Annotated in this window: 14 protein-coding genes; 5 read left to right on the top strand and 9 right to left on the bottom strand. The window is 69.0% G+C overall.

Features of this window, described 5'->3' with window-relative positions; genetic code table 11:
• Nucleotides 1-3: 3 nt before the first annotated feature.
• Nucleotides 4-945 (bottom strand): L-lactate dehydrogenase, encoded by a 942-nt coding sequence (locus ABVN73_RS13135; protein WP_353858367.1) that lies wholly within the window; start codon nt 943-945, stop codon nt 4-6.
• Between the two features lie 298 nt (nt 946-1243).
• On the opposite strand from ABVN73_RS13135, the gene ABVN73_RS13130 reads away from it, so the two are divergent.
• Both ABVN73_RS13130 and ABVN73_RS13125 read left to right on the top strand, forming a co-directional pair.
• Complete coding sequence (locus tag ABVN73_RS13130; protein WP_353858366.1) at nt 1244-3928, top strand: bifunctional acetate--CoA ligase family protein/GNAT family N-acetyltransferase; 2685 nt, start codon at nt 1244-1246, stop codon at nt 3926-3928.
• Nucleotides 3929-3992: 64 nt separating this feature from the next.
• Complete coding sequence (locus ABVN73_RS13125) at nt 3993-4544, top strand: Uma2 family endonuclease (RefSeq protein ID WP_353858365.1); 552 nt, start codon at nt 3993-3995, stop codon at nt 4542-4544.
• 18 nt (nt 4545-4562) lie between these two features.
• Here the strand turns inward: ABVN73_RS13125 and ABVN73_RS13120 are convergent, their stop codons facing one another.
• Entirely contained in the window at nt 4563-5552 is a 990-nt protein-coding gene (locus ABVN73_RS13120) for a D-glycerate dehydrogenase (protein ID WP_353858364.1), read from the bottom strand.
• A 229-nt stretch (nt 5553-5781) separates the two neighbouring features.
• Here ABVN73_RS13120 and ABVN73_RS13115 point away from each other — a divergent pair, with 229 nt between their 5' ends.
• Nucleotides 5782-6336, top strand: coding sequence for an SH3 domain-containing protein (locus tag ABVN73_RS13115; RefSeq protein WP_353858363.1), 555 nt, complete (start codon nt 5782-5784; stop codon nt 6334-6336).
• Between the two features lie 38 nt (nt 6337-6374).
• Here ABVN73_RS13115 and ABVN73_RS13110 read toward each other — a convergent pair whose 3' ends face one another.
• From ABVN73_RS13110 to ABVN73_RS13090, 5 genes are all read right to left on the bottom strand, one after another.
• Entirely contained in the window at nt 6375-6968 is a 594-nt protein-coding gene (locus tag ABVN73_RS13110; protein WP_353858362.1) for a DUF3501 family protein, read from the bottom strand.
• On the bottom strand, nt 6965-7384 hold the full coding sequence (locus ABVN73_RS13105) for a rubrerythrin family protein (protein WP_014238831.1): 420 nt from the start codon (nt 7382-7384) through the stop codon (nt 6965-6967). Before ABVN73_RS13105 ends, ABVN73_RS13110 begins: the two co-directional genes overlap by 4 nt.
• Before the next feature lie 183 nt (nt 7385-7567).
• Entirely contained in the window at nt 7568-7999 is a 432-nt protein-coding gene (irrA, locus tag ABVN73_RS13100; RefSeq protein ID WP_114860375.1) for an iron response transcriptional regulator IrrA, read from the bottom strand.
• 136 nt (nt 8000-8135) lie between these two features.
• The gene (locus ABVN73_RS13095; protein WP_247874294.1) at nt 8136-9533 is read right to left on the bottom strand and encodes a nitronate monooxygenase; all 1398 of its coding nucleotides are present in this window, start codon (nt 9531-9533) and stop codon (nt 8136-8138) included.
• Between the two features lie 228 nt (nt 9534-9761).
• Complete coding sequence (locus tag ABVN73_RS13090; protein WP_353858361.1) at nt 9762-10511, bottom strand: glycerophosphoryl diester phosphodiesterase; 750 nt, start codon at nt 10509-10511, stop codon at nt 9762-9764.
• Between the two features lie 65 nt (nt 10512-10576).
• On the opposite strand from ABVN73_RS13090, the gene ABVN73_RS13085 reads away from it, so the two are divergent.
• Nucleotides 10577-11611, top strand: a complete 1035-nt coding sequence (locus tag ABVN73_RS13085; protein WP_353858360.1) for a lysine-2,3-aminomutase-like protein — start codon at nt 10577-10579, stop codon at nt 11609-11611.
• On the opposite strand, the gene ABVN73_RS13080 is transcribed toward ABVN73_RS13085, so the two are convergent.
• On the bottom strand, nt 11612-12166 hold the full coding sequence (locus tag ABVN73_RS13080; protein ID WP_353858359.1) for a tryptophan-rich sensory protein: 555 nt from the start codon (nt 12164-12166) through the stop codon (nt 11612-11614). It abuts the gene before it with no gap.
• A 124-nt stretch (nt 12167-12290) separates the two neighbouring features.
• Here ABVN73_RS13080 and ABVN73_RS13075 point away from each other — a divergent pair, with 124 nt between their 5' ends.
• The gene (locus tag ABVN73_RS13075) at nt 12291-13184 is read left to right on the top strand and encodes a neutral zinc metallopeptidase (RefSeq protein WP_353858358.1); all 894 of its coding nucleotides are present in this window, start codon (nt 12291-12293) and stop codon (nt 13182-13184) included.
• Between the two features lie 111 nt (nt 13185-13295).
• On the opposite strand, the gene pnp is transcribed toward ABVN73_RS13075, so the two are convergent.
• Nucleotides 13296-15416 carry a polyribonucleotide nucleotidyltransferase gene (gene pnp / locus ABVN73_RS13070; protein ID WP_353858357.1) on the bottom strand — a complete coding sequence of 707 codons (2121 nt, stop codon included), beginning with the start codon at nt 15414-15416 and terminating at the stop codon, nt 13296-13298.
• Between the last annotated feature and the right edge of the window lie 234 nt (nt 15417-15650).

The following is a 15650-nucleotide window of genomic DNA, read 5'->3' as shown; positions in this document are numbered from 1 at the left end:
CCGTCAGGGCAGCGACTTTTCCACCGAGGTCACCGCCTCCTTCAGGATGTCCGCGCTGCGCTTCAGCGCCGCGGCCTCCGCCTCCGACAGGTCGGGCATCACCGTTTCCAGGACGCCGCCGGCGCCGATCACCCGCGGCAGCGACAGCGCCACGTCCGGCACGCCCAGCACCTCGTCGTTGAGGATGGAGCAGGTCAGCACCGCCCGCTCGTCCCCGGCGATGGCCGCCACGATGCGCGACAGGCCGCCGGCGATGCCGAAGGCGGTGTGGCCCTTGCCGTCGATGATGCGGTAGGCGGCGCGGCGCACGCCCTCGTCGATGGCGGCGCGGTCTTCCGCGGTCAGGGGACGCTTCAGCCGCTCGGCGCCGCGGTCCACCGGCAGACAGGCCACGGTGGCGCCGGACCACAGCAGGACTTCCGAATCGCCATGCTCGCCCACCACATGGGCGTGCACCGACTTCGGCGTCACTCCCAGCCGGTCGGCCAGCAGCGCGCGGAACCGCGCGGTGTCGAGGATCGTGCCGGAGCCGATCACCCGTGACGGCGGCAGGCCGGAGATGCGGGTGGCGATCTGCGTCATCACGTCCAGCGGGTTGGTCGCCACCAGCAGGATGGCGTCGGGCGCTGCCGCCAGCACCTGCGGGATGATCGCCCCGAACACCGCCGCGTTGCGCTCCAGAAGCTGCAGGCGCGTCTCGCCGGGCCGCTGCGCCACGCCGGCCGCCAGCACGACGACCCCGGCCCCGGCCAGCGCCGCGTAGCCGCCCTGGCGCACCTGGGCGGCCCGGGCAAAGGGCACGGCGTGGGCGATGTCCTGCGCCTGGGCCGCGGCCAGCTTCTCGTTCATGTCGACCAGCACGACCTCGCTGGCCGCCCCGCTCATCACCATGGCGAATCCGGCGGTGGCGCCCACCGCGCCGGCCCCGACGATCCCGACCTTCATGGCTTCCGCTCCCTGTTCTTTTCCGTTGAGGGGCAACAGGGTGGAGCATCGCGCCCGCACGCTCAAGCCCCGAAGCGCAGCGGGGATATCCGTTCCGCGGGGGGCGCGACAAAGGGCGCCTGTACAAAGGTATGACCAATGTGTATGTTGCACCGCAACATGAGCGGCGATCGGTCGCGTTCCCGTCCTGCGATTGCCTCCTTACCGCTGATTGCAACTCGACAGCCCCGGTCCGATCTTTAGCGGAATGGCGGCTGTTCGAGCCTTGCTGTGTGAGACGAACCTCCGGAACCCGGCCATGACCGTTCGCAACCTCGATCGCCTGTTCAAGCCCGCCTCCATCGCGTTGATCGGGGCGACCCGAAAGCCGAACACCATCGGCGCCGTGGTGGCCCGCAACCTGTTCAACGCCGGGTTCGACGGCCCGATCATGCCGGTGACCGGCGAGCGCGCGGTCGAGGGGGTTCTGACCTACAAGACGGTGGACGACCTGCCGGTCACGCCGGACCTGGCGGTGATCTGCACCCCCGCCGCCACGGTCCCCGCCACCATCGAGGCCCTGGGCAAGCGCGGCACCAAGGCGGCCATCGTCATCTCCAGCGGCTTCTCCAAGGAGCAGATCCAGACCCTGCGCGAGGCGGCGAAGCCCCACCTGATGCGCGTCCTGGGTCCCAACAGCCTGGGCATCATGGTGCCGGGCCGCGGGGTCAACGCCAGCTTCGGCCACGTCACGCCGAAGAAGGGCGACGTGGCCCTGGTCGCGCAGTCCTCCATGGTGGTGACCTCCATCGCCGACTGGGCGACGGCGCGGGGGATCGGCTTCTCGCACCTGATCTCGATGGGCGACAAGGCGGACGTCGATTTCGGCGACCTGCTCGACTATCTGGCCGGCGACGCCACCGTGCGCGCCATCCTGCTCTACATCGAGAGTATCAGCGACGCGCGGAAATTCATGTCGGCGGCGCGCTCCGCCGCCCGCCAGAAGCCGGTGATCGTCATCAAGTCCGGCCGCACCGACGAGGCGCTGGAGGCCTCGACCTCCCACACCGGGGCGCTGGCGGTGTCCGACGCCGTCTACGACGCCGCCTTCCGCCGCGCCGGCATCCTGCGCGTCACCGGGCTGGACGAGCTGTTCGACGCGGTGGGCACGCTGGGCACCGGCGCGCCGATCACCGGCGACCGGCTGGCCATCCTGACCAACGGCGGCGGCATGGGGGTGATGGCGACCGACAGCCTGATCCTGTCCGGCGGACGCCTCGCCCAGTTCGCGCCGGAGACGATGGACGCGCTGGAGAAGGCGCTGGGCGCCGGCAGCGCCCGCAACCCGCTGCGCATCGGCGGCGACGCCCCGCCCAAGCGCTACGCCGACGCGCTGAACGCGCTGATGGCCGACCCCAACAACGACGCCGTTCTGGTGCTGAACTGCCCGACCGCGGTGACCGACGGTCTGGCCGCCGCGCAGGCGGTGGTCGACACCATGATCGCCAACAAGACGCGCAAGCACCCGGTGCTGACGAGCTGGCTGGGCGACAACACGGCGGCGGAGGCGCGCAAGCTGTTCGCCGCCAACCGCGTCCCGACCTACGACACGCCGAGCCACGCGGTGCGCGCCTTCCTGCATCTGGTGGAATACCGCCGGAACCAGGAGCTGCTGATGGAGACGCCGCCGTCGGTGCCGGAGGATTTCCAGCCCGACGGCATCACGGTGCGCAAGATCATCTCCCGCGCCATCGCCGAGAAGCGCGACTGGCTGAGCGAATACGAGGCCAAGCGCGTGCTCGCCGCCTATGGCGTCCCGGTGGTGGACACCCGCCGCGCCGACACGCCGGAGGAGGCCGCCCACTGCGCCGAGATGATCGGCGGGCCGCTGGCGCTGAAGATCCTGTCGCCGGACATCACCCACAAGTCGGATGTCGGCGGAGTCGCCCTGCACCTGACCGAGCCGGCGGAGGTCAGGGCCGAGGCTGAGGCCATGCTGGCCCGCGTGCGCGAGGCGGTGCCCGACGCCCGCATCGAGGGATTCACTGTCCAGGAGATGGCGGTGCGCGCCGACGCCTACGAGCTGATCGTCGGCATGACCGAGAACGAGCTGTTCGGCCCCGTCCTGCTGTTCGGCGAGGGCGGCATCGGGGTGGAGGTGGTGGAGGACTATGCGCTGGCGCTGCCGCCGCTGAACATGAAGCTGGCGACCGAGCTGATGGGCCGCACCCGCATCTGGCGGCAGCTGCAGGGCTACCGCTCGCGCGCCGCGGTCGATCTGGAGGCGGTGGCGCTGACGCTGAACAAGATTTCCCAGCTCATCGTCGATTTCCCGGAAATCGCCGAGCTGGACGTCAACCCGCTGCTCGCCGACGCCGAAGGCGTGCTGGCGCTCGACGCCCGCATCAAGGTCGGCGTTCCGGCCCTGCCCGGCGCCAAGCGTCTGGCCATCCGCCCCTACCCCAAGGGGCTGGAGGACCGCATCACTATCAAGGACGGCCGCCAGTTCCTCGTCCGCCCCATCCTGCCGGAGGACGAGCCGTTGGTGCACCACATGGTGGCCAACCAGACGCAAGAGGACCTGCGGCTGCGCTTCTTCGCGCCGCTGAAGCGTCTGTCGCACCAGGCCGCCGCCCGCCTGACCCAGATCGACTACGACCGCGAGATGGGTCTGGTCGCCGTCGGGCCGGACCCGGAAACCGGCGAGATCATCATGTACGGCGTGGTGCGCATCACCGCCGACCCCGACAACCTGCGCGCCGAATACGCCGTGATGGTGCGCTCGGACATGAAGGGCCAGGGGCTGGGCTACCAGCTGATGAACAAGATCCTGGACTACGCCCGCTCCCGCGGGATCAAGGAGGTCTACGGCGAGGTGCTGCGCGAGAACACCAGCATGTTGGGCATGTGCCGCGCGCTCGGCTTCATCCGCAAGGAGAACCTGGACGAGCCCGGCGTGGTCGAGGTGCGGATCGAGCTGGGTGGCGGTCTGGCCGTGAAATAACCGCGGCGGCCCCTTGAGCGGTGCCCCCTTGGAAGCGATGAGGGAGAGGGCCATACTCATCGGCATGAGCGATCCGGCACCCCGCCCGATGACCGTGGAGGAATTCCTCGTCTGGGACGACGGAACCGACACCCGCTATGAGCTGGTCGGCGGTCAACCCGTTGCCATGGCGCCTCCCGCCGCAGCTCATGGCGCCTTGGCATCGGCGGTCATGATTCAGCTCGGAACGCGGCTCCGTCCTCCGTGCCGGACAATTTCCGAAGCGGGCATCCGCCTGTCCGACCACGAAGACATCTATTTCCAGGCGGATGTTGCCGTGACCTGCCAGCCCTTGAAGCCCGGCATGGTTCCGGTGCCGGACCCGACGATCATTGTCGAGATCCTGTCGCCGTCCACCGCCCAGTTCGACCGTGGCCGGAAGCTGGCGATCTACCGGGAAATCCCGTCGGTGCAAGAAATCCTGCTGCTCGACTCGACGAAGCGCTATGCCGAGCTGTGGCAGCGCGAGGACGAGCGGAGCTGGGTGGTCCGTGACGTCATCGGGGGCGGGACGCTGCGCTTCCCCTCGGTCGGGATCGAGATCCCGATGGCCGCCCTGTATGAGGGCGTCCTCTAGACGCCCTCTCCCACCGCCTTACAGCAGCGTTTCCAGGACGCGGTCGGGCGGGGCGTGACCGTCCGCGAAGGTCTTGATGTTGATGATGACCTTCTCGCCCATGTCGATGCGGCCCTCGATGGTGGCGGAGCCCATGTGCGGCAGCAGGACCACGTTGTCGAGCCGCAGCAGCTTCGGATTCACCGCCGGCTCATGCTCGAACACGTCCAGGCCGGCGCCGGCGATCTCGCCCTTCGACAGCATGCGGGTCAGCGCCGTCTCGTCGATGACCTCGCCGCGCGAGGTGTTGACGATGAAGCAGTGCGGGCGCAGCAGCTTCAGCCGGCGCTCCGACAGCAGGTGGTAGGTGGCCGGGGTGTGCGGGCAGTTGATGGACACCACGTCCATGCGCGCCAGCATCTGGTCCAAGCTCTCCCAGTAGGTCGCCTCAAGCTCCTGCTCGACGTCCGGATAGACGCGGCGGCGGTTGTGGTAGTGGATCGACATGCCGAAGGCCCGCGCCCGGCGCGCCAGCGCCTGCCCGATGCGGCCCATGCCGAGGATGCCCAGACGCTTGCCCTGGATGCGGTGGCCGAGCATCGTCGTCGGCCCCCAGCCCTTCCACTGGCCGGAGCGGACCAGCCGCTCGCCTTCCGCCACCCGGCGGCCGACCGCCAGCAGCAGGGCCATGGTCATGTCCGCCGTGTCCTCGGTCAGGACGCCCGGCGTGTTGGTGACGCTGATGCCGCGCTCCCGCGCCGCCTTCAGGTCGATGTGGTCGACGCCCGTCCCGAAGGAGGCGATCAGGCGAAGCTGCGGCCCGGCCTTCTCGATCACATCGCGGTCGATCCGGTCGGTGACGGTGGGGACCAGCACGTCGGCCGTCTGCACCACGTCGATGAGCTGCGCGTGGGTCAGGGGTTCGTCGTCGGAGTTCAGCCGTGCGTCGAACAGCTCCATCATCCGCGTCTCGATGACGTCGGGCAGTTTCCGGGTGACGACGACGAGCGGCTTCTTCTTTTCGGTCATAGACGGTGCCTCCCCCATTCCGGGCCGACGCTTGTCCTATCAAGCGGTTGGGAAGCTGTCCAGATGGCAGTGACGATTCGGCGCGGCGGCCGGCCTCATGAGCGGTCCCGCCATGTGACAAGAACCGATGTCGGGCGTGCGCCCGCGCCTTGCGCTTGCCCCCGGCGGCTACCCCTAATTATAGTGCCTCCGACTCAAATCCATCCGATCTCACAGCACGGGGCTGCCGGTGTTGCCGTTGCCGACGACGTCTGCCATCCGCCGCGCTCTCGCCGTTCTGGCGCTGGCCATCGCAGCCTTGGCGCCGGTCACGCCGTCCACCGCCGACGCGTCGGAGGGCGCGCGGCGCGAGAAAGACCCGACCCACGCGTCGGGCCTGCCGATTCCCCGCTTCGTCTCGCTGCGCTCGGGCGAGGTGAACGCGCGCACCGGTCCCAACGTGCGCTACCCCATCGAATGGGTGTTCACCCGCAAGGAAATGCCGGTGGAGATCACCCAGGAGTTCGACACCTGGCGCCGCATCCGCGACTGGGAAGGCAGCGAGGGTTGGGTGCACCAGAGCATGCTGTCGGGCAAGCGCAGCGTCGTCATCACCGGCGACATCCGCACGGTCCGCAAGGAGCCGCGCAGCGACGCCGCCGTCGTGGCCCGCGCCCAGCCGGGGGTGATCGGCTGGCTGCGCAAGTGCAAGGGCGAGTGGTGCGAGGTGGACCTGAAGGGCTATCGCGGCTGGATGAGCCGTGGCGAGTTCTGGGGCGCTTACAAGGACGAGACGTTCGAGTAACGGGGGCGGCTTGCCCCCACCCTTCGTTTGGCCCCACCCTACCCGAGATCCCCCGCAAGCTCCGCCCGCACCGCCTCCGGCACCACCGCCATGTGGCCGTACCGGGGATGGCCGATGCCGAGGATCACCTCCGTCCCGGGGGTGCGGAAGGCGGCGATCTGTTCCGGCGTGAAATCGAAATGCAGGAAATGCACGGCGGACGCCTTGCCGGCCTCGTTCGTGCGCGCCACGTCCTCCTCCGGCCGGCCGGTCACCGTGTGGCCGGCGAAGCGCAGCGTCACCGTCCGCTCCACCCCGCCCAGCCGGGCAAGCTCGGCGGCGCGGCGCGCCGGGTCGGCGATCTCGAACATCACCGTGGCGACCAGTTCCGTCCCTTGCGGGATCAGGCCGTTGTAGGCGCGCAGCTCGCCGTCGATCTGGTCTTCGCCACCCCGCTCGATGAACAGCATCTCGTGGACCTGCTGCCACATCGTCTCGTAATTCTCGAAATGGACGAGGGCGTAGGGACCGACCGCGACGCGGCGTCTCTTCTTCACGGCGACCAGCGCGCTGCGGCGGGCGGCGCGTTCCTGGGCGTAGCGGTCCAGGGGAAGAATGTCGGCGCGGGTGATCGCGGTCCGGCGCGCCGTCATGACGACAGCTGGTCCAGCATCCTCTGGAACCGCCCGGCATGGCTCCGCTCGGCCTTGGCCAGCGTCTCGAACCAGTCCGCGACCTCCTCGAAGCCTTCCTCACGGGCGGTGCGGGCCATGCCCGGATACATGTCGGTGTATTCGTGGGTCTCGCCGGCGATGGCGGCCTTCAGGTTGCTCACCGTGTCGCCGATGGGCAGGCCGGTGATCGGGTCGCCGGCCTCTTCCAGGAATTCCAGATGGCCGTGGGCGTGGCCGGTCTCGCCCTCCGCCGTGGAGCGGAAGACGGCGGCGACCTCGTTGTGGCCTTCCACATCGGCCTTCTGGGCGAAATAGAGATAGCGGCGGTTCGCCTGGCTCTCCCCCGCGAAGGCCGCCTTGAGGTTCTGCTCGGTCTTCGTGCCCTTCAGCGACATGGCGGCGTTCTCCAGACGGGGTTCTGTCCGGCCCGGCCGCGCGCGGGCGTGGGGCCTCCGGCGGCCGAGCCTCGGCTACGGCTTATGCCATTGCTCCCAAAACGCGTCAATGTTCCGGAAATTCCCCGAAGACCCGGTCGGGAGACGGTTTTTTTCCAGCGGCGGCCGTGGACCGCGAGTCCCTCAGCGCTCCTCGCCCTGCTCCGCGCTCAGCCGGACGATCACGTCCACCCGCGCGATGCGCGTGCCCGGCGGGGCCGGCGGCAGATGCTGGACCACCACGTCGTCGCCGGGAATGTCCTCCAGCCGGCCGGTCCCTTCCAGGAAGAAATGGTGATGGTCGCTGGTGTTGGTGTCGAAGTAGGACTTGCCCGCCTCCACCACCACCTCGCGCAGCAGGCCGGCGGCCGTGAACTGGTTCAGCGTGTTGTAGACCGTGGCCAACGACACGCGCAGGTCCGCCCCCATCGCCTCGGTGTGGAGCTGCTCTGCGGTGACGTGGCGGTGTTCCCCTTCGAACAGAAGACGGGCCAGACCCAGACGCTGGCGCGTCGGACGGAAGCCGGCCGTCTGCAGGCGGTCGAGGGCGCGCTTGAAGGGTCGGGTGCCGGTCATCGTCGTCTGTTCGCCCTGGTTCAGGTCACAAAGTCGAAACGCGAAACGGACCGCGGCGATCCGCCGCAGTCCGTTCACTTTAGAACGATTTCAGGTCGGGGGGCAAGCGCCCCCGCAAACCCGCGGGCCGCCGGCGTCAGTAGCCGGTGGCGATCCGCTCGACCAGCTGCTTCACGGTCGGGATGAACCCGTCCTTGTAGTAGGGGTCCGACGCGAAGCGGAAGGCGTTGTGACCGGCGAACATCAGCTGGTTTTCGCAGTCGTCGGTGTGGCTGACCGCCTGCAGGGTCTTCTGGATGCAGTAGGACCGCGGATCGGCGCGCTTGCCGTTCGTGCCTTCCTCGTTCTGCGCCCAGTTGGAGAAGTTGCAGGCCGACAGGCAGCCCATGCAGTCCACCTGGTCGCGGTGGATGCGCTCCGCCTGCTCCGGCGTGACGAAGATGACCGTGCTGTCCGGCGTCTTCAGGCCGCTGGTGAAGCCCTGGGACAGCCAGCCCTCGGCGCGGGCCTTGTCCGTCTCGGTCACATAAACCGGGCGGCCGCGCGGCCCCAGCGGCAGTTCGGCGGAATGCTCGCCAACCGGCTTGGGCAGATAGGCCACCTGACGCTCCGAGCGGGCCATCAGGTCCATCAGGAACGGGTTCTTGACGGCGGAGGAGTAGAAGCCCGTCGGCGAGAAGCGGTTCAGGAAGACGTCGCCTTCCTTCAGCGTCAGCAGACGCTGCTTCCACGCGTTGGAGATCGGGCTTTCCTGGGTCAGAAGCGGGCGCGTGCCGAACTGGAAGGCCACCGGACCGAGGTCGGGGTTGTCGATCCAGTCTTCCCAATCCGACAGCCACCAGACGCCGCCCGCCATGACGATGGGGGTGTCGTTCAGGCCGAAGCTGTTCATCATCTGGCGCAGCGCCAGGACGCGGGGGAACGGATCCTCCGGCTTCAGCGGGTCCTCGGAGTTGGACAGGCCGTTGTGGCCGCCGGCCAGCCACGGGTCCTCGTAGACCACGCCGCCCAGGTTCTCGCGGAACTTGTGGTAGGCGCGCAGCCACAGGGCGCGGAAGGCGCGGGCCGAGGAGACGATGGGGTAGTAGTGCACGCCGTAGTGCACGGCGATCTCCGCCACGCGGTAGGGCATGCCGGCGCCGCAGGTGACGCCGTGGATCAGGCCCTGGGAGCCTTCCAGCACGCCGTGCAGGATGTGCTCGGCGCCGCCCATCTCCCACAGGACGTTCATGTGGATGCGGCCCTGGCCGTTCGACGTCTCGTGCGCGATGCGGGCCTGCGCGATGCCGCCCTGGATGCCGAACTTGATCAGCTCGTCATGGCGCTCGCGGCGGGTTTTGCCGTGGTAGACCTGCGGCAGGAGATTGCCGTTCTCGTCGTAGCTGTCGGCGTTCACGCCCGAGAATGTGCCGATACCCCCGGCCGCCGCCCAGGCGCCCGAGCTTTCCCCGTTGGAGACGGCAATTCCCTTGCCACCCTCGACGAGCGGCAGAACCTCCCGGCCAGACATCAGCAACGGCTTAAGCGCCTTCAACGAAACCTCCAAGACCATGAGAGCGCCCGCGCACGGGCGCCCGGACAGCGCGACCCGAAAGACGACGAAAAACGCCGCCGGGAGTCGTGCCCCCGACGGCCTAGCCGCCATGAGCGATCTATATATGAGGAAATTTCCGTGCGGACGAGCGGATTCGCGGTGTTAGAAAAAAATCTGTCACGGCGGCATATCCCCAAACGTCAATCCGCGGTCCTTGGGAGAACCGTCTCACGGGGTGGTCCCGGCGGTCAGCTCCGCCGCCAGACGGCCCGGCGCGTCGGTGAAGACGCCGGCCACGCCCCAGTCGAACAGCGTCCGCGCCCGCGCCGCGTCGTTGACCGTGTAGGCCAGCACCGGGCGCCCGGTGGCGCGGTAGGCGGCAACGCTCTCCGCGGTCTGGCGGTTCTGGTGGACGTTCAGCGTGGCGGCGCCGATGCGGTGGGCGATGGCCGCCCAGTCGGCCGGCGGGTCCCACAACAGGTAGCCGCGCGGAATCCCGGGCGCCCGGTCGCGCGCCACCTCCAGGCAAGGCACCTCGAAGCTGGAGACCAGCAGGGGCAGGCCGCTCGGCCACAGCCGCGCCAGCAGGTCCAGCGCGGCTTCGGCCGTCGGCACCTCCTGGCCGGGATAGGGTTTGATCTCCAGATTCAGGCCCAGGCCCAACTTGCGGATCACGCCCAGCGCCTCCTCCAGCGTCGGCACCGTTTCGCCGGCGAAACGGGCGTCGAACCAGGAGCCGGCGTCCAGCGCCTTCAGCTCCGCCAGGGTCAGGTCGGGCACCGGCCCGGCGCCACTGGTGGTGCGCTCCAGCGTGTCGTCGTGGATCAGCACCGGCACGCGGTCGCGGGTGAGCATCACGTCCACCTCGACCCAGGCGGCGCCCTGGCGGGCGGCCTCGCGCAGGCTGGCGAGCGTGTTTTCGGGCGCGTTTTCCTTGGCGCCGCGGTGGCCGATCAGGCGGGGAAGAGTCGACAGCATGGGTCCTGCGGGAGTAAGAGCGGGCCTCTGATATTAGGCGCAAAGCGGTGGATCGGGAACGAGCGATGAAGGCAGCCCACAGCGTGACCGATCTGGTGGCCGCCGGGCTGATGACGCCCGCGGCGGGCGAGGCCGTGGCCGCCGTGGCCGACCGCTACGCCATCGCCCTGACGCCGTACCTGCTGGAAACGCTGGCGGGCGCCGCGCCCGGCGATCCCCTGTACGCGCAGTACGTTCCCTCTCCCGAGGAGGCGTACACCGCGCCGGAGGAGCGCGAGGACCCCATCGGCGACGTGGCGCGCAGCCCGGTGAAGGGCATCGTCCACCGCTATCCCGACCGGGTCCTGCTGAAGCCGCTGCACGCCTGCGCGGTCTATTGCCGTTTCTGCTTCCGGCGGGAAATGGTCGGCCCGGGCGGCGAGGCCCTGTCGCGCGAGGAGCTGGACGCCGCCCTGGCGTACGTGCGTACGCATCCCGAGGTGTGGGAGGTGGTGGTGACCGGCGGCGATCCCCTTCTGCTGTCGCCGCGGCGCCTCTCCCACATCGTCCGCAGCCTGTCGGACATCCCGCATGTCGGGGTGGTCCGGCTGCACACCCGCATCCCCGTCGCCGACCCGGCGCGCGTGACGGCGGAGCTGGTCGAGGCGCTGAAGGCGCCGGAGCTGGCGACCTGGATGGCCATCCACGTCAACCACGCCAGCGAGTTGACGGAGCCGGCGCGCGGCGCGATCGCTCGGCTGGCCGACGCCGGCATCCCGCTGCTCGGCCAGACGGTGCTGCTGAAGGGCGTCAACGACGACGCGGCGTCGCTGGAGGCGCTGTTCCGGGGGTTGGTGCGCAACCGGATCAAACCCTATTACCTGCACCACCCCGACCTCGCCGCCGGCACCAGCCATTTCCGCCCCACCCTGGCCGAGGGGCAGGCGCTGGTGAAGGGGCTGCGCGGTCGCGTCTCCGGCCTCTGCCAGCCGACCTATGTGCTGGACATCCCCGGCGGGCACGGCAAGGCCCCCGCCGCGCCGGGCTGGGTGCGGCCCGACGGAGAAGGCGGTTATGTGGCGGAGGACTTCACCGGGGCGACCCACCGCTACCGCGGCTGATCAGCGCGTCCCCAGACCCGGCCCCAACCCGAACAGCGGGTCCGGGTTCAGGACGACGCCATGAATGGCGACGATGGAGGCGAAGCCGGTCCACAACACCAGCGGCAGCCAGCTCGCCGCGATGGCGCGGTCGTCCGGCCAGACCAGCAGCACGCAGGTCGAGGCGATGATGAAATAGGCGATGGTCCAGGCGGCGGCCAGGATCGGGCTGCCCATCGTGAAATAGGCGAATCCGAAACTGGCGTAGAGCAGCCACAGCGCCCCCTGCATGCCGATCAGCGCCGGACGCCAGCGGATCGTCCAGGGGGCGTTCAGCAGCCGCACGCAGCCCCAGAGCTGGATCAGGCTGATGCTGAACCAGACGACGGGAAAGGCCCAGCCCGGCGGCTGCAGCGGCGAGGGCTGATAGCCGGGAAACGGCTCCCCGCCCCGCTCGAACACGCCGTAGGTGTTGCTGAGCAGCCAGAAGATCAGAGCCTGCCACCAGTGCACGCGGAAGGGCAGCGGGCCGGTGTCGGTTGCGGGTTCCGTCGGGACGAAGGAGCGGTGGTTCATGCCTTAGGAAATGGCACGGCCCCGCTTGCGGTCAAGCGCGTGTTTGACGCATCCGGCGGAGCGCCGGAACAGCCGCGCCCTCTCGCCGGTTTTCCTCTCGCAATGCGTCGGGGAGGATCGGGCGATGCGGTGGCAGGACGGTCGCGAGAGCGAGAATGTCGAGGACCGGCGCGGCGCGCCCGGAAGCGGCGGCTTCCGCACCGGCGGGATCGGCATCCCCATCGGGCGCGGCGGCATCGGCATCGGCGGACTGGCGGTGATCGTTGTGGTGTCGCTCCTGCTCGGCATCAACCCGCTGGACCTGCTGCAGGGCACGGCGCCGCAGGATCAGGCCCGTTACGAGCAATCCGACGCCCCGCGCGGCGGTGGCGACGACGAGCTGAAGCGCTTCGTCTCGGTCGTCCTCGCCGACACCGAGGACACCTGGGCCGCCCAGTTCCAGCAGATCGGCCGGACCTACCAGGACCCGGCGCTGGTGCTGTTCTCCGGCACGGTGGATTCGGGCTGCGGCTTCGCCCAGGCGGCGATGGGGCCCTTCTACTGCCCGCAGGACCGCAAGGTGTACATCGACCTCAGCTTCTATCGCGACCTGCGCGACCGCTTCCGCGCGCCGGGCGATTTCGCCCAGGCCTATGTGATCGCCCACGAGGTCGGCCACCATGTGCAGAACCTGCTGGGCATCTCCGACCGGGTGCAGCAGGCCCAGCGGCGGGCCGGCTCCCAGGCCGAGGCGAACGGGCTGTCGGTGCGGCTGGAGCTTCAGGCCGACTGCTTCGCCGGCCTGTGGGCCAACCACGCCAACCGCGAGCGCCAGATCATCGAGCCCGGCGACGTCGAGGAGGCCCTGACGGCGGCCAGCGCCATCGGCGACGACCGGCTGCAGCGCCAGTCGCGCGGCACCGTGACCCCCGACAGCTTCACCCACGGCAGTTCCGCCCAACGGGTGCAATGGTTCCGCACCGGTCTGGAGCGGGGTGACTTGAACGCCTGCGACACGTTCGGGACGGAGCGGCTGTAGGGGTGCAGACCCTGCGGGGTCCAGACAAAGAAAAAGGCGCCTTGCGGCGCCTTTTCCCCCTCCCCGACCCTCCCCCGCTGGTGCGAGGGAGGGAGAAAAGGACCCCGCCTATCAGGCGGCGGGGCCGTCCTTCTTGGTCAGGTCTTCGCCGGTGGCCTGGTCGACCTGCTTCATCGACAGCTTCACTTTGCCGCGGTCGTCGAAGCCGATGACCTTCACCTTCACCGAGTCACCCTGCGACACCACGTCCGACACCTTGCCGACGCGCTGCTGCGCCAGTTCGGAGATGTGGACGAGGCCGTCGCGGGAGCCCAGGAAGTTCACGAAGGCGCCGAAATCGACGACCTTTACGACCTTGCCGGTGTAGATCACGTTCATTTCCGGCTCGGCGACGATGCCCTTGATCCAGTCGATGGCGGCCTGGGCGGCCTTGGTGTCCACCGCGGCGACCTTGACCGTGCCGTCGTCCTCGATGTCGATCTTGGCGCCGGTCTGCTCCACGATCTCGCGGATCACCTTGCCGCCGGAGCCGATCACGTCGCGGATCTTCTCCTTCGGGATGTTGATCACGGTGATGCGCGGGGCGTTCTCGTTCACCGCCTCGCGGGCGCCGGTCAGCGCCTTGGCCATCTCGCCCAGGATGTGCAGGCGGCCGTCCTTGGCCTGGCCCAGGGCGATCTTCATGATCTCCTCGGTGATCGAGGTGATCTTGATGTCCATCTGCAGGGCGGTGATGCCCTTCTCGGTGCCGGCGACCTTGAAGTCCATGTCGCCCAGGTGATCCTCGTCACCCAGGATGTCCGACAGGACCGCGAAGCCATCGTCTTCCTTGATCAGGCCCATGGCGATGCCGGCCACCGGGCGCGGCAGCGGCGCGCCGGCGTCCATCAGCGACAGCGAGGTGCCGCAGACCGTCGCCATCGACGACGAGCCGTTGGACTCGGTCACTTCCGACACCACGCGCAGCGTGTAGGGGAAGTCTTCCTTCTTCGGCAGCAGCGGGTGGATGGCGCGCCACGCCAGCTTGCCGTGGCCGATCTCGCGGCGGCCCGGCGAGCCCATGCGGCCGGCCTCGCCCACCGAGTACGGAGGGAAGTTGTAGTGGAGCATGAAATGCTCGCGGTACTCGCCTTCCAGCGCGTCGATGATCTGCTCGTCCTGGCTGGTGCCCAGCGTGGTGACGACCAGGGCCTGCGTCTCGCCGCGGGTGAACAGCGCCGAACCGTGGGCGCGCGGCAGCACGCCGACCTCCGACACGATCGGGCGGACCGTCTTGGTGTCGCGGCCGTCGATGCGGCGGCCGGTCTTCAGGACGGCGCCGCGCAGGATGTCGGCCTCCAGCTCCTTGAATTCGGTGGCGATGGCCTGGGTCTCGAAGGACTCGGCCAGGGCCTCCAGAGCCTTCGCCTTGGCGGCGCCGATCTTCTCGTAGCGGACCTGCTTGACCGTCTCGGTGTAGGCGGCCTCGACGTCGGCGCCCACGGTGTCGCGCAGCTTCGCCTTCAGGGCCGGGCGGTCGTAGGCCGGGGCCGGCAGGTCCCACGGCTCCTTCGCGCACTCTTCGGCGAGGTCGATGATGGCGTCGATGATCGGCTGGAAGCCGGTGTGGCCGAACACGACGGCGCCCAGCATGACCTCCTCGGTCAGCTCCTGGGCTTCCGACTCGACCATCAGCACGCCGTCGCGGGTGCCGGCGACCACGAGGTCGAGCGCGGAACCGTCAATGGCGTCCATGGTCGGGTTCAGCACATACTGGCCGTCGATGTAGCCGACGCGGGCGGCGCCGATCGGACCCAGGAACGGGATGCCGGAGATCGTCAGCGCGGCCGAGGTGCCGACCATCGCGACGATGTCCGGATCGTTCTCCAGATCGTGGCTCAGCACGGTGCAGATGACCTGCGTCTCGTTGCGGAAGCCATCGGCGAACAGCGGACGGATGGGACGGTCGATCAGGCGGCTGACCAGCGTCTCCTTCTCCGTCGGGCGGCCTTCACGCTTGAAGAAGCCGCCGGGAATCTTGCCGGCTGCGAAGGATTTTTCCTGGTAATTGACCGTCAGCGGGAAGAAATCGACGCCCGGCTTCGGCGACTTGGCGCCGACGACCGTGCAGAGGACCGTGGTCTCACCATAGGTGACCAGCACCGCGCCGTCGGCCTGACGGGCGATCTTGCCCGTCTCGAACGTCAGCTTGCGTCCACCCCATTCGATCTCTTTGCGGAAAACTTTGAACATGGATTCTTCCTTCCATCCGACGCCTAGGCCCGCCGGATTGCTGGCCTAAGCCGGGGTCATCGGTCGTCGGACCCCGCATGTGAAAACCCAACAAAGGGCAAAACCCGAAAAGGGCCAAAAAAATCAAAACGGCCGGTCCCGGAGGATCCGGGCCGGCCGTCTGACTAGAACATGCCTTCGCGAACAACCGAAGGTCCCGACCGGCGCGACGCTCCCCGGTGCACCGGAACGCGG

The sequence above is a fragment of the Azospirillum formosense genome, from assembly GCF_040500525.1.
GTDB lineage: Bacteria > Pseudomonadota > Alphaproteobacteria > Azospirillales > Azospirillaceae > Azospirillum > Azospirillum formosense_A.
The sequence above is the reverse complement of the archived record's forward strand: the minus strand, read 5'-3'. Positions and strand labels throughout refer to the sequence as shown.

What these genes read in the sequence shown, in the direction of transcription:
- ABVN73_RS13135 (WP_353858367.1), bottom strand. Translation starts at nt 945, where the DNA reads ATGAAGGTCGGGATCGTCGGGGCCGGCGCGGTGGGCGCCACCGCCGGA.
- ABVN73_RS13130 (WP_353858366.1), top strand. Translation starts at nt 1,244, where the DNA reads ATGACCGTTCGCAACCTCGATCGCCTGTTCAAGCCCGCCTCCATCGCG.
- ABVN73_RS13125 (WP_353858365.1), top strand. Translation starts at nt 3,993, where the DNA reads ATGAGCGATCCGGCACCCCGCCCGATGACCGTGGAGGAATTCCTCGTC.
- ABVN73_RS13120 (WP_353858364.1), bottom strand. Translation starts at nt 5,552, where the DNA reads ATGACCGAAAAGAAGAAGCCGCTCGTCGTCGTCACCCGGAAACTGCCC.
- ABVN73_RS13110 (WP_353858362.1), bottom strand. Translation starts at nt 6,968, where the DNA reads ATGACGGCGCGCCGGACCGCGATCACCCGCGCCGACATTCTTCCCCTG.
- ABVN73_RS13105 (WP_014238831.1), bottom strand. Translation starts at nt 7,384, where the DNA reads ATGTCGCTGAAGGGCACGAAGACCGAGCAGAACCTCAAGGCGGCCTTC.
- irrA (WP_114860375.1), bottom strand. Translation starts at nt 7,999, where the DNA reads ATGACCGGCACCCGACCCTTCAAGCGCGCCCTCGACCGCCTGCAGACG.
- ABVN73_RS13090 (WP_353858361.1), bottom strand. Translation starts at nt 10,511, where the DNA reads ATGCTGTCGACTCTTCCCCGCCTGATCGGCCACCGCGGCGCCAAGGAA.
- ABVN73_RS13085 (WP_353858360.1), top strand. Translation starts at nt 10,577, where the DNA reads ATGAAGGCAGCCCACAGCGTGACCGATCTGGTGGCCGCCGGGCTGATG.
- ABVN73_RS13080 (WP_353858359.1), bottom strand. Translation starts at nt 12,166, where the DNA reads ATGAACCACCGCTCCTTCGTCCCGACGGAACCCGCAACCGACACCGGC.
- ABVN73_RS13075 (WP_353858358.1), top strand. Translation starts at nt 12,291, where the DNA reads ATGCGGTGGCAGGACGGTCGCGAGAGCGAGAATGTCGAGGACCGGCGC.
- pnp (WP_353858357.1), bottom strand. Translation starts at nt 15,416, where the DNA reads ATGTTCAAAGTTTTCCGCAAAGAGATCGAATGGGGTGGACGCAAGCTG.